The following is a 13,143-nucleotide window of genomic DNA, read 5'->3' as shown; positions in this document are numbered from 1 at the left end:
ATGTAAGCACCTGCGTTGATCGGCTGGTATGTTGTGGAAGGAAATACCGGGCGACTTAGTGGGCTTACATAGGAAGAATTCATCGCATTGTCTTGTGTTCGGTTTAGGGCGTTATTGCAGCTTGATCGATTCAACGGTCAGAACGATGTCCTCTCCTCCCGACACCCTGAATCGGTCGAATTTCTGGGAAAAGTTCTGGGGAAGCCCGTTGAGGACCAGTGCGGGGGATCTGCAGGTGATGCCTTGCGGCAGCGTGTAGACGACCTTGTTGGGTTGCGTCGGAGACGACCGGGCCAAGCGGACATCACCCTGGGGGCAGCGAAGCGAGAATCCGAATCGCGAGAGGGTGGCCTCATTGAGGTCCCGTCCTTCCATCACCAGCGCCCGCATACCCTTCGGCAGCCAGAGGTGCTGCGAGGCAAACACCGGAACCCCCCGGCCATCCCAATGGATCATCAGCTCTTGCCGCTTCGGATTGACCTGGACGATCTCGGCCCAGAATCCCGAACCGGAAAAAAAGGTCCACTCGAAGGGTAGCGTGGTTTGGTCGTCACCATTCTTGGAATAAGCTGCGGCAAATTCTGTATCCTGGATCATCGCGGGCCGGACGTTCTGGCTTGTTGTCCACAACTGGTACGCCACTGGCGCTTTGCCTTGGCTGACCAGCAGGTTAAGTGTCGGGCCGATCTCCTCGATAGTGGGAGGATCCGGGGTCTTGGCGATCATCGCAAACAGCTTCGCGCGCGCATCAGCCTGTCTCGGCTCCTTCAGATCCTCAGTCGCCTTAAGATAGCCCGTGCGCCAGACAGGGTCGAGCGCTAGCTTTTGCAGGATGATCTGGCGACCCTTGGGGAAGACCTCGGCTGCATTGAGTAACTGCATCGCTTCGCGCACCAACTGGCCCCGGCGGAGAAGAGCGTCGCTGATATCGACCAGATTCCCCACGTCTTGCCTTTCGATCGCTGCCACGGTCAGGTTTTGCAACGTCGGCGTGTGCCGCCAGCCCAGGCTTTTTAGCAGCGCTACATCCTCGTCGCGCAAGCGGAAGGGCGCACCTCGGTTCAGAGCCTGGCTGTAGATGCCGACATTCACCAAGGCGGCGTTGAGAGGCTTCGCCGCAAGTGCTGCGCGGACTTTGTCCAAGTTGGCCGGAGGGGGAGCCGACTGTGATTTGACCTGTGCGGCACTGATCAGCATTGAACTGGATTTGGCTTTGAAGCGTGCCACATTGTTGCTCTGGATAACGTACTGACCCACCAGCGCACAGAATACTGCAGCCGCAGCCCCTGTGACCAATAAATTATACAGATTGCCGGCACGAACAGCTGTCATGTGGATTTGCTCGATGTCTCATACTTGTAGCCATAGGTATAGTCCCCGCTATAGCCATAGCCAGTCTTGTTGGGTTCGAACTTTGTGAGGACGACGCCCACCACTTGGCCGCGGTTGCGCAGCAACCGGCTGATAGCCTGCAGGACAGCCTTGGGACTGTTGCGGCCTGATTCAATGATGAAAATGGTCTGTTCGATGTTACCCGATAGAACGCCCGCATCAGCCAGCGACAGCATCGGCGGTGCATCGACCATCACAATGTCGTAGACCTTGTGGGCATCGGTCAGCATCGTGCTGAACGCATCGCCAATGAACAGGTCGACGGGGTTGGGCGGGATCGGGCCGCTAGGAAGCACGTCGATATTTGGGTAAGACGATGCCTGGATGGCTGAGCCCAACTCCACCTGACCCGACAACACCGAACTGGCACCCGTCTTGTTGGTCAATCCTAGGAGTCGATGCACGTTCGGACGACGTAGGTCGAGGTCGACCATCAGCACGCGCTTTCCAATGCGCGCAAAACTGATTGCCACGGCCAGTGCGCTGCTCGACTTGCCTTCGGACGCTTGGACGCTCGTCACCATTAGAGAGCGGGGGGCCCCGCCCTGCGAGGACAGCGTCAGCGCTGTCCTGACCAAATTGATTGATTCGCTGACCTCCGACTTGAGATCGGCCATCTCTTCGAGGACATTGTCCACGCGGGGGATGGCGCCGAGCATCGGATATCCGGCGCGATCGGACACATCGGACGGCGTTCTGATGCGATCAAACAGATTGATCTGCGCGAGGATGTAGATCGCAGCCAGCATGATGCCGATCAGGATCGCCAGCGCGATGTTAAGATAGATCTTGGGCGACGACGGAATGGGGTTGATCACGGCGCGATCAACCACGGCCAGGTTGTTCGACTGAACGCCCGATTCGGCATTCAGCTGGTTGTAACGGCGTAGCAGCGCCTCGTATTGCTGCCGATTGGTATCGGCTTCGCGACGCAGGATCGAAAGCTGAACGCTCTGGCCCTGCTCGGCCAGAGTCTCGGACTTCAGTGAGTCTAGCTGATTCTTCAGCTGCTTTTCCTGTTCGCGTGCAACCTGATAACCGCTCTCGACAGACGAGCGGATATTTTGGCCTAGCGCATTGAGCTGACGGTTGATTTCGTCCAGTCGGGCGCGAGTTTGGATGACGCTGGGATAGTCGTCCTTGCGAATTTTCTGCTGCTCGCGCAGTTCCGCCTCGATCAAGGCCTTGCTTTCCAGCAGCTTCTGAACCGCCTGGTTGCTCAGCACCTCAGGTAGGCTGAGTGTCGACATCGATGACAGGCGGCGCCAGCGCTGCTCAGCGAGAATGCGCGCTGCGACAGCACCCGAATAGGCGTTGTTCAGACTTACCAGACGCGCGGTAATCAGCGACTTGGGCTGATTATTCTCTTGGTTGGCGCTGTCACCGGCGGCATTCGACGCATCGACGATCTGCGTCCTGCGACCATAGGTGATCATTGACTGTTCGGATTCTTCAAGCCGTGCCTGCGCTTCGCGCAATTGCTGCTGCAGAAACTCGAGCGCGTAAGACGAGCTTTCGGATTTGCGGACCAAATTACTGCGGATATAGTTTTCCGCGTAGCTATTCGCAACTTTGGCGGACAACACCGGATCGGGACTATAGAAACGGATCGTCAAAAGGCGAGTCTGACCAGTATAACCGACTTCCAGATTGTCCGTCAGCGCTTCGATGACCTGCTCCCGGCGAGCCTGTTCGGCACTCAAATAAACTTGGTTGTCATTCTCTTCACTTATGTTCATCTGTGCAAGGAAACTTCCCCTGAACAGGCCGAGGTCATTAGCGACACTGGAGGCGACCAAGCGGCTCTTCACGATCTCCATCTGGGTGTCGAGGAAGCGGTCGACGTCGATCTTGCTCTGCGCCGATTCGCGATCCTCCTCGGTCCCGAGAACCTTGCTGGCCTCCTGCTGAACCTCGATGATTGCAACTCCCTGATATTCACGGGTGGTGAAAAGCGTGAGAATGATGGCAATCAGAATGGATGCGGCAATCAAGCCAATGATGACAAATCGGCTGCGATAAATTGCCGCAACCACATCATGTATGTCGATGCCGAAACTTAAACTAGAATCGGATTCGCCGGCCGGATCCATAAGTTCATCAGCGTTCAATTTTACAGGCTGCATGTTGCTATCTCAATTTTACTCGAAAACGACTTGGTTTTATTGCGAGAGCGCAACGAATATACCAGCAAGACCTGGCAAGACCGCGAGAACATCGCGATATACATTTTGCGCGGCAGAGGTGCCCACGATGACCATGTCGCCCGGCTTCAGCTCCGGGTCAGGTGATCGCGCGGCATAGATATCGCGCAAATCAAACCTGGCAACATAATCGGTGTTATCCACCTTACGGAACAGGATAACATCCGCACGGCGAGCCGAAGGAGTAATACCGCCGCCAATCGCCAGCGCCTGCGCAAGCGTGACGCGACCAGGAATCTGGTAGGTTCCTGGCAATTTTACTTCGCCGCCAACCGTTACCACATAGTTCGTTGCCTTCGACACAGAAACGGTGACTCGCGCGTTCTTAAGATAGCGATCGTTCAGACGCTCTTGGATCTCGCTCGCGATCTCGGTCACTGTCCGGCCATGCGCTGGGATGGCACCGATCAGGGGCATGCTGATCATTCCGGCGCCATCGACAACCAGATTGTCAGCGCTCAACTCGGGTTCTCGAAACACGGTAACCCGAAGTTCGTCCAATGGTCCGACTCGGTAACCTTCCAGCGGCGGGGTGGTGTAATTGCCCGCAGTGGACGTCGGAATTGCATCCATCCCGACCGGGATTTTGGCGTAAGGCGATGCGCAGCCTGCCAACAACGTTGCAGTCGTCAAAAACAGAAAATGGATACGCAAGCTGATACCTTCCAGAAATTGCCACCCGATGATCGGTAAAAAATTCCTAACGGAAACTCAAGAATTTGCCATCGCTAATTTTCGTTGGGCGAGCACGTACGGGCGCATTGTGAGTGACAATGCAAATATCAACAGCATCAAGCTTGCTATTCTGCGAGCGGGGTAATCTATAATGCTGTGAAGTCCGAATAGAGCGATAATAACCATGCTGGCCCACAGAATATTGGCCTCAAAAGAGCCTGACGAGGAATGCTGTTCGCCTTGGGCTCGAGCCTTTAGGGTCGCCATGGTGAGCGATATAATTACCAGAATAATGATTAGTCCTGCAGGGATTCCTCCCTCCATGACAAACTGAACCCAATCATTGTGTAGCTGATTGACGTAGTTTGGTAGGAGCCATTCCAATTTTTCGTTGGGTACGAATACTTCGGAAAAGCTGCCAAAGCCGGATCCAGTTGCGCTGTACTGTTCGATCAACGGCCATGATTGAGCGAGCATATCCAGTCGCCCGTCTTCAGAAGTATTGCCGAACCGCTCCATGACGATGGCAATATTCGGGACAAGACTGAGGATGGCTGACAGGAGCGCTACAGCGCCAACAAATATTGAAGCAACCAAGGCGCGACGTTTTGGTGCTATATGAAAAAGGGTGGCTAAGGTTGCTATCATTCCGAAGGCGAGTCCAGCGCGACTGTTCGTGGTAATCAAAAGCGCAAAAACGAGTCCAAACAGGCATGCGAACTGATAGTTCTTAATCGCCCCCTCGCCAGGCAAGTCCTTTATCAGCGCGTATCCAAGCGGGATCATGCAGGCAAGAGCCAGCGCCATGTGATTCTTATTGGCAAAAAATCCAAGCAACGAGGTGCGGTGGGCAAGGCTGTGGAACTGCAGAAGCTGGCCCGAAGATGTGTACTGGATAACGCCGATCGTCGTTGCCAGTGCAAACATGCCGACGATCACCCAGATCGCTTGCCGCAGCTGGCGCTCAGTTAGGCTGATAATTGCCGTGAAGAAGGTGAACATACCGAGAGAGACAATGGCGGTATATGTCGTCTCAATCGGACTTAGCGACAACGGCATCCATTGGCTGCCCATGCCAAAATGCTGCGCGATCGCCGTTCTGATTTCGCTGCCTGGCAATGTCTGCCAGATGCTGGGCGGAAGGGGCACAAGCTGGAAAAAGGGAAGGGTGAGCCATAGCCAGACCGCTCCTTGCGCGGGACTAGGGAGCGCGCGCAGCGACGAGTTCCAGTTTTGCCAGGGCCTAGAGACAATAAGGAAGAGTGCTGCTATGCACCACGCCAAAAGTGCGAAATCAAGCTGTCCGGGACCGCCGCCGAGAGCGATGCTCGCAACGATGAATACATAAATCGGCGCCATACAAAGCTGTGAAACGCCCGGTCGTTTTTTTGTCCTGCTCACCATCAATCTTCAAATCGTGCTTCACATGTACGCTGGGAGTTGTCGTCAGGCATAAGGTGCCCTGCGTTGAATTGACTGGGAACTTACGGTCAATTTTCCAAAGGCACGAGTGATGCCCGTGCCGATAAAATGCCTAAGGCGCGCCTAGACACTCGAATAGTACATCTGACAAGGCTTGCACTAAGGCGAGGTCGGGATGAAAGCAAGCCCTTAACGACGAGCCGTTCTGATCATGGTGGGGCTGAAGAATTGATTGCCGGGCAAAATAAAAGTATATTTTTCAATGGCATATGTCAGATCTCAATCGAAGGCTGATTTCTTGTTGGTCCCGGCCGATCATGCGTGCGGTAAAGAGGGCGGTCACGCTTCGGTGGGACGCGGCGTCTGGACGATGTGCACCATTGACCGTGTCGGGATGATCAAACCTCCCAGAAGTAAAAACAGGGCATTGACCCAGATCGCCGATTCGGTCGATCCGCCCTGCAAGAGCCACAATGCACTCAAGCAGCCGAAAGTACCCGATACTAGGATGAGGCTTCCTTGCAGCTTAGATTGACCGAGCGCAATCATCACTGAAAACGCGATAAGCACCATCGTGCTCAGGCTTCCCCAGGCTGCATAGGCCCAAGTCGAAACCCCGTTGGCAGTGATGTCGAGATTGAGCCACAGCCGCAGGATTTGCTGGCCGAACAGGCCGACGAACACGCCCAGCATGGGAATGGCCCCCCAGGTCAGACCCAAGATGGCCAGAATGCCGGTTCGCTGCCATTTGCTGTCGTTGGCCGCGTTGGCCGCGCTCAACGTCGGCAGAAGTGGTGTCAGGACCGATTGTACTAGGCTATTGATCTGCATGTACAGTCGCACGATGCCACCCGATACCGCGCCTGCCGACAAACCGACCGTCTGGGTGAGAATGAACACTAGGCCGTGAAGATGCAGGACGATTCCCACCTGCCCGCGGGTGAAGTCGAGAGCGGGCCGAATGATCGACCAGTAATCCGGCTGTTCGTCCCTTGCGCTCGCCAGCATGACGCGATGCTCGATGCAGAAGTGGGCAAGGTTGATCGCCTGCATGATCACCGGAACCAAGAAAATGCTGATGTAGAACCAACCAAAGCCCGCATCCTGCGTCGCCAGGAGCATCGCGAGGCCGAAGACGAGGGCGGAGCCGCTGAGCGCATAAAGGTTGGAGATGTGGGTCTGGTTCATTGCGGCTCGGGCACCGTCGATGAAGGTGAAGCCATATGCGAGGGATACATGCCCGAGCATGGCGAATGCCCCGATTCTGGCGCTGTCGTCGAGGCGGCTTGCGCCCGAACCGAAAAGAAATTCTGCAGGGACAACAGCGATCAGCGCGCTGCCCAAAGTGGCCCAAAGCAGCATTGCGAAGAGGCCGAGGCGAGTGGCGTCGACAAAGACGCGGGCCGCGCATGGCTGCGCACCTGAGCCAATGCTGCGGCCCATCGCGAAGCTGACGGCCGGTGCGAGGCCGATACCGGGAATATAAAGCAGAGACGTAATCGCCGCCAGCGTTAGCATCGCTCCGAAATTTTCGACCCCCAGCGTTCTCGCCGCGACCGGAAAGGCTAGCAGCTGAACAAGGGCGGTCACGAGTTTTGACAACAACGACGTTGCGTAGGCGAGGAACAGCACCCTGGCACGCCCCGCCACGCTAAACATTTTCAAATCAAAACCCATGATGATAATTCGAAAGAGGATGAAACCTCGGCTGCCAGCGACACATCAGTATCCCGAGGGCAATGTGCCACGGCGCAGTATGCCCGAGAGAACTGCGACCGTGGCAGATGCTGATCAGGCGCCCTTGCCGATGGGGGCGGTCTTCATCAGTTCCAAATCGGACAGCACCATTTCTCGCGCCAGATCACGAGGCGAGGTTTCGTGCTTCCAACCCAGCTGTGTTTCAGCCTTGGTGGGATCTCCGAGCAGAAGTTCGACTTCGGTCGGGCGAAAATAGCGGGGGTCAACCTCAACGAGGCACTTGCCGGTGGCCTTGCAATAACCCTTTTCGTCTGCGCCGGTGCCGCGAAATTCCAGGTCGATGCCTACGTCTTCGAACGCCCAGCGTACGAATTCGCGCACTTCAGTCGTGACGCCTGTTGCGAGGACGTAATCGTCCGGGGTTTCCTGCTGCAGCATCATCCACATGCCGCGCACATATTCGCGGGCGTGGCCCCAGTCGCGCTTGGCGTCGAGGTTGCCAAGGAACAGCTTGTTCTGACGGCCAAGCTTGATCGCAGCGGCTGCGCGAGTGATCTTGCGGGTCACGAAGGTTTCGCCGCGCAGCGGGCTTTCATGATTGAACAGAATGCCGTTCGACGCATGGATGCCATAGGCTTCGCGATAGTTGACGACGATCCAGTAAGCATAGAGCTTGGCGGCCGCGTAAGGCGAGCGCGGATAGAAGGGGGTGGTTTCGCGCTGCGGAACTTCTTGTACCAGACCATACAACTCGGAGGTAGACGCCTGATAGAACTTGCAGGTGTCGACGATACCCAGGATGCGAATCGCTTCCAAGATTCGCAGCGTGCCGATGGCATCGGCGTTGGCTGTGTATTCGGGGGTTTCGAAGCTTACGGCCACGTGGCTTTGGGCGGCGAGATTGTAAATTTCGTCTGGCTGGCATTCTTGGATGATACGGATGATGCCGGTGCTGTCGGTCATGTCGCCATGATGCAGAATGAAGCGCTGGTTCTCGATGTGCGGATCTTCGTAAAGATCTTCAATGCGTCCGGTATTGAAGGACGAGGACCTTCTTTTGATACCGTGCACGATATAGCCCTTTTCTAGCAAAAGCTGAGAAAGATAGGCGCCATCCTGACCAGTAACGCCGGTCACCAGTGCAACTTTTTGCTTCTTTTCGTTCATTAATCAATTCCTAAAATACAGCTTTATTCCCAAGCAACTACAACAAATTTTTGTATCCCCAGAGCACCCGATGGCGCGGGCCGGGTCATATCTCGGCAAACTGAGTTGAAAAATCTTGCTCGATTGCCAATCCAGTAAGCATCTATCTGTGACGTCAAGCCATAGGTGAAACTCGTTAAGCAGTTCGCTGAAGATAAAATGATACAGAAAACAACGGGAACCGCTTAATTGATAATGAGAAGGTGTTTGCCGCCTAGCTAATCACGATCCATAATAGGGAGCCATGTCGACCTAGTTATTTGCCAGTCATTTGTGATTTCTCAAAAAATCTCTGAGAAGTTGTTGGAGTTAGCCTTTGCTCTGCAAAATCAAATACAGTAACATACCCTGTCCGATGGATCGTTTGAACGCTGCTGTCCCGCCACGCTCAACACATTGCACCAGTCGCAGGCGCGTCGCGGATTACTCCAGCATTGGGGGTAACGCAATATCAATGTTGTCCCTTGACGACCTACATGACAACATCCCTGTCAGGCGTCCGGTGCAGGCTGTTTTGCGGCGGGGGAAAGTTTTAGGGGCGGTCCTTGAGGGCTGCAGCGATCTGTTTTACATCCTGCGAGCGTCCCTTGGGGACGACCATTACATGGTGGCCATTAGCGATGATGATCAGGTCGTCGATGCCCGACACCGTCACCGTGATGCCATCGGCGTGGATATGGTTGTTGTGGCTGTCGAGCACAACGACTTCGCCCGACGTGGTGTTGCCGTCGGTATCCGGGGTCCCGATTTCCGCCAGTGCGTCCCAGCTGCCGACATCCGACCAGCCGCACGATACTGGCACGATCGCGACTCGCTCTGCGCGTTCCATCACCGCATAATCGATCGAATCGGACGGGCAGGCGGCGAACTGGTCGGGCAGTGGACGAATGCAGCGTGCGGCAGGGTCGATGCCGTCCAGTGCGCCATGCGCGGTGCGGTGCATCTCGGGAGCATGGGCGGCAAGCTCTTCCAGATAACGATCGGCGCGCATCAGGAAGATTCCTGCGTTCCAGGCATAATTGCCCTGTGCCAGCATGGCTTCGGCCTTGTCACGCGCCGGTTTCTCGATGAATCGGGCAACCTTGCGCACGTCAGGCATCCCATCCAGCGGATTGGCCATCTGGATATAGCCAAAACCGGTTTCAGGGCCGGTGGGGTTGATCCCGAAGGTGACAAGCCACCCTGCCTGCGCTGCGGGCAAGGCGGTGGTCACGGCAGCCAGGAATGCCGGCAGATCGGTGATGACATGATCGCTGGGCATCACCAGCATCACTGCATCGCCGCTGCCTGTTGCGATCGCGGCCAGCGCGATGGCAGGCGCGGTGTTGCGCGCACTTGGTTCGAGGATGATCCGTGCATCGGCAAAGGCCTCGCCCGACAGTTCGCTTTCCATCAGCGCGCTGTGGCGCTCAGCGCCGATGATCAGTGCCGGACCGAAAAGCGCCGTGTCACAGATGCGTGCCAGCGTATCGGCAAACATCGAGTTGGCCGATGCCAGTGGCAGGAACTGCTTGGGACGGGTCTCGACCGACAGCGGCCACAACCGGGTGCCTGAACCACCGGACAGGATGACAGGGATGATTTTGCTCATGCAGTCTTTGCCGTTCTAGCTTGCGCGAGCGAGCAGCAGACGGGCTCCACTGCTGGCTTCCATGGGTGTGTTGGGTTCGACGGCCAGGCATTCGCCTGCTGCCACGGTCAGTGGGGTGTCGCCCATCCTGACGGAGACATCTCCTTCGACCGGGACGACAATCATCGGGCCGGAACCCGCCAGTGTCTCATTGGCATCGCCGGTGAGACGCAACTGGAACAGCGGGCCATCGACCAGCAGTTGATCAACGCTGAAGTCGACGCACTGCTGAAGGGGGTGATCATACGGTGCAGCAACGGAGACCGCCACGCCATCATCCAGATGCAACTCGCGAGGGCGGCCGTAATCGTACAGCCGATAGGTGATATCGGCGTTCTGCTGGATCTCGATCAGGCTGACGCCGGCGCCGATTGCGTGGACTGTTCCGGCCGGAATATAGAAAAAATCTCCGCGCTGCACCGGCTTCCAGTCCATCAGTGCCTCGATCTCGCCATTGAGTGAGGCCGCGCGCAGTTCCTCGCCGGACAGCGGGTGCAGGGTGCCTATGCCCAGCGTCGCGCCCGGCTCGGCGTCCAGCACCAGCCAGCATTCTTCCTTGCCGCCGCCCAGTCCCATGGCGTGTGCCTGTGCATCGCTGGGGTGCACCTGAATCGAAAGTTTTTCGCTGGTGAACAGGTACTTGACCATTAGCGCCAGCGGATCTCCGGCTTCCGATTCGAACCAGATTTCGCCGATCCTGTCGGACCCGGGGTTGACGAAAGGTGCTGGTAGCACGGCCCGGCCCCAGGGCTTTTCGACAGATCGCGTCGCCAGCTTTTCCGGTGCAGTCGCCACGGTCATCGATCCATCTGCGTCAGCTTGCGTTCCCAGCCCAGCGCATGGATAACGATGCTGTCGAGGTCGTCAAACGCCGGCATCCAGCCAAAGCGCTCACGGATGGCGCGGTTGTCTGCCGTCAGTGAGGCAGGGTCGCCGGCGCGGCGGCCGGAAATGCGGCGTTCAATCTTCATGTTGGTCACCCGGTCGACAGCGTCCAGCACTTCGAGCACCGAATAGCCATGGCCATAACCACAATTGAGGAAATGCGATTTCTGCGGAGCTTCGATCAGCGCTCGCAGAGCGAGCACATGGGCGTCGGCCAGATCGCTGACGTGGATGTAATCGCGCACACCGGTGCCGTCGGCCGTGTCGAAATCGGTACCGAATACCGCGACATGGTCGCGCTTGCCCAGAGCCGCTTCAACCGCGACCTTGATCAGATGCGTTGCCCCTGCCGTCGATTGCCCGCTGCGGGTGCGTGGATCGGCCCCTGCGACGTTGAAATAGCGCAGCGCGCAATAGTTGAAGTCATGCGCTGCAGCGACATCACGTAGCATCCACTCGGTCATCAGTTTCGATGTACCATAGGGATTGATCGGCCTTTGCGGCGTCGTCTCGCTGATCGGGCCGTCATTTTCAGGCGTTCCGTATGTGGCTGCGGTCGACGAGAAAATGAAGTGCTTTACCCCGCCGGTCACTGCTGCTTCGATCAGCGCACGGCTTTTGACCGTGTTGTTGCTGTAGTATTTGAGCGGATCGCTGACAGATTCGGGCACGACGATCGAGCCTGCAAAGTGCAGGATCGCGCCGATGTTCTGTTCGGCTATGATCCGTGCGAGAAGATCGCCATCGGCGATATCGCCTTCGTAAAAGGCAACCGCATCGGGCACCGCCCAGCGAAACCCGGTGACCAGATTGTCGACCACCGCCACCTTCCACCCGGAATCGAGTAAGGCGAGCACGGCATGGCTGCCGATGTAGCCGGCACCGCCGGTGACCAGGACGGTCTGCGCCGCCTTGAAGCTGTCAATCTGTGTCATGTCACCTGCTGCCTCAGTGTCCGGCCAGCTCGCCGCGTTCCAGTCCGGACGCGGCGAGCTGTTGGTCGATCTGCGCCATCATGCGATCGAGACCTGCTTCATCGCGCGCTTCGGCGCGGGCAACGAGCACGTCCTGCGTGTTCGATGCACGCAACAGCCACCAGCCGTCGGCGGTGTTGACGCGTGCGCCGTCAGTGGCATCGACCTGCGCACAGCTGGCCGAAAGGCGTGCGAGCACCTCTTCGACCACCGCGAACTTGCGCGTCTCGTCGACCTGGAAGCGAAGCTCCGGAGTGTTGACCATCGGCGCCATCTCGCCGCGCAGCTGGGTGACGGACTTGCCCAGCAGGGTCTGCGCTTCGATCAGTCGGACGGCGGCATAAAGCGCGTCGTCGAACCCGTAATAACGGTGCTTGAAAAACACATGGCCGCTCATCTCGCCTGCCAGCGGACAGCCGGTTTCCTTCATCTTCGACTTGATCAGGCTGTGCCCGGTCTTCCACATCAAAGGAACGCCGCCCAGCTCGCTCACCCGGTCGAACAGCGCCTGGCTGGCCTTCACATCGGCAATGATGGTCGCGCCCGGCAGATCTTTCAGAACCGCTTCGGCGTAGATGCTGAGCAGCTGATCGCCCCAGATCACGCGGCCCTGGCCGTCAATCGCACCTATGCGATCACCGTCACCGTCGAAAGCCACTCCGAAATCGAGATTCTTTTCGGCGACAAGCGCCTTCAGATCGACCAGATTCTTTTCCTCGGTGGGGTCAGGATGATGGTTGGGAAAATTGCCGTCGACATCCGTGAACAGGGTGAAGTGTTCGCCCGGAAGCCGCTTGACCAGCTTTTCCACCGCCGGACCCGCAGCGCCGTTGCCGCAATCCCAGCCGACACGCGCAGCCGAGCCGCCAAAGTCCTCGACCAGCCGGTCGATATACCGGTCCAGAATATCGATCGAACGCGACGTGCCCGTGCCGCTGTCCCAATCGCCCGCCGCCGCCATCTCGCCCAGCTTGCGGATGTCGGCGCCAAAGAACGGGCGACCCTGAAAGACCATCTTGAAGCCGTTGTAATTGGCGGGGTTATGGCTGCCGGTTAT

The 13,143-nt window shown here is 57.3% G+C and carries 10 protein-coding genes; all 10 read right to left on the bottom strand.

Annotated features, from left to right (window positions below; genetic code table 11):
- Positions 1 to 111: 111 nt before the first annotated feature.
- Complete coding sequence (locus tag D618_RS0113620; RefSeq protein ID WP_017672083.1) at positions 112 to 1,332, bottom strand: hypothetical protein; 1,221 nt, start codon at positions 1,330 to 1,332, stop codon at positions 112 to 114.
- Positions 1,329 to 3,518 carry a tyrosine-protein kinase gene (locus D618_RS0113615; protein ID WP_081590529.1) on the bottom strand — a complete coding sequence of 730 codons (2,190 nt, stop codon included), beginning with the start codon at positions 3,516 to 3,518 and terminating at the stop codon, positions 1,329 to 1,331. Before D618_RS0113615 ends, D618_RS0113620 begins: the two co-directional genes overlap by 4 nt.
- Positions 3,519 to 3,554: 36 nt before the next feature.
- Positions 3,555 to 4,250 (bottom strand): polysaccharide biosynthesis/export family protein, encoded by a 696-nt coding sequence (locus tag D618_RS18430; protein WP_152414744.1) that lies wholly within the window; start codon positions 4,248 to 4,250, stop codon positions 3,555 to 3,557.
- A 57-nt stretch (positions 4,251 to 4,307) separates the two neighbouring features.
- Positions 4,308 to 5,675 carry an O-antigen ligase family protein gene (locus tag D618_RS0113605; RefSeq protein ID WP_081590527.1) on the bottom strand — a complete coding sequence of 456 codons (1,368 nt, stop codon included), beginning with the start codon at positions 5,673 to 5,675 and terminating at the stop codon, positions 4,308 to 4,310.
- A 357-nt stretch (positions 5,676 to 6,032) separates the two neighbouring features.
- Positions 6,033 to 7,370: a hypothetical protein gene (locus tag D618_RS0113600; RefSeq protein ID WP_017672079.1), complete on the bottom strand. Its 1,338-nt coding sequence runs from the start codon at positions 7,368 to 7,370 to the stop codon at positions 6,033 to 6,035.
- 114 nt (positions 7,371 to 7,484) lie between these two features.
- Positions 7,485 to 8,558, bottom strand: a complete 1,074-nt coding sequence (gmd, locus tag D618_RS0113595; RefSeq protein WP_017672078.1) for a GDP-mannose 4,6-dehydratase — start codon at positions 8,556 to 8,558, stop codon at positions 7,485 to 7,487.
- Between the two features lie 571 nt (positions 8,559 to 9,129).
- Positions 9,130 to 10,188, bottom strand: a complete 1,059-nt coding sequence (locus D618_RS0113590) for a mannose-1-phosphate guanylyltransferase/mannose-6-phosphate isomerase (RefSeq protein ID WP_017672077.1) — start codon at positions 10,186 to 10,188, stop codon at positions 9,130 to 9,132.
- A 15-nt stretch (positions 10,189 to 10,203) separates the two neighbouring features.
- Positions 10,204 to 11,028, bottom strand: coding sequence for a class I mannose-6-phosphate isomerase (locus D618_RS0113585; RefSeq protein WP_017672076.1), 825 nt, complete (start codon positions 11,026 to 11,028; stop codon positions 10,204 to 10,206).
- Entirely contained in the window at positions 11,025 to 12,047 is a 1,023-nt protein-coding gene (gene galE, locus D618_RS0113580) for a UDP-glucose 4-epimerase GalE (RefSeq protein WP_017672075.1), read from the bottom strand. The genes D618_RS0113585 and galE overlap by 4 nt, the downstream gene beginning before the upstream one ends.
- A 13-nt stretch (positions 12,048 to 12,060) precedes the next feature.
- On the bottom strand, positions 12,061 to 13,143 hold a 1,083-nt coding region (locus D618_RS0113575), incomplete at its 5' end, for a phosphomannomutase/phosphoglucomutase (protein WP_017672074.1).

Source organism: Blastomonas sp. AAP53 (genome assembly GCF_000331245.1).
GTDB lineage: Bacteria > Pseudomonadota > Alphaproteobacteria > Sphingomonadales > Sphingomonadaceae > Blastomonas.
This window is presented reverse-complemented; position numbering and strand designations above follow the sequence as displayed.

Excerpts from the sequence above, each read along its gene's own strand:
- galE (WP_017672075.1), bottom strand. The coding sequence starts at position 12,047 with ATGACACAGATTGACAGCTTCAAGGCGGCGCAGACCGTCCTGGTCACC.
- D618_RS0113585 (WP_017672076.1), bottom strand. The coding sequence starts at position 11,028 with ATGACCGTGGCGACTGCACCGGAAAAGCTGGCGACGCGATCTGTCGAA.
- D618_RS0113620 (WP_017672083.1), bottom strand. The coding sequence starts at position 1,332 with ATGACAGCTGTTCGTGCCGGCAATCTGTATAATTTATTGGTCACAGGG.
- D618_RS0113605 (WP_081590527.1), bottom strand. The coding sequence starts at position 5,675 with ATGGTGAGCAGGACAAAAAAACGACCGGGCGTTTCACAGCTTTGTATG.
- D618_RS0113590 (WP_017672077.1), bottom strand. The coding sequence starts at position 10,188 with ATGAGCAAAATCATCCCTGTCATCCTGTCCGGTGGTTCAGGCACCCGG.
- gmd (WP_017672078.1), bottom strand. The coding sequence starts at position 8,558 with ATGAACGAAAAGAAGCAAAAAGTTGCACTGGTGACCGGCGTTACTGGT.
- D618_RS0113600 (WP_017672079.1), bottom strand. The coding sequence starts at position 7,370 with ATGGGTTTTGATTTGAAAATGTTTAGCGTGGCGGGGCGTGCCAGGGTG.
- D618_RS0113615 (WP_081590529.1), bottom strand. The coding sequence starts at position 3,518 with ATGCAGCCTGTAAAATTGAACGCTGATGAACTTATGGATCCGGCCGGC.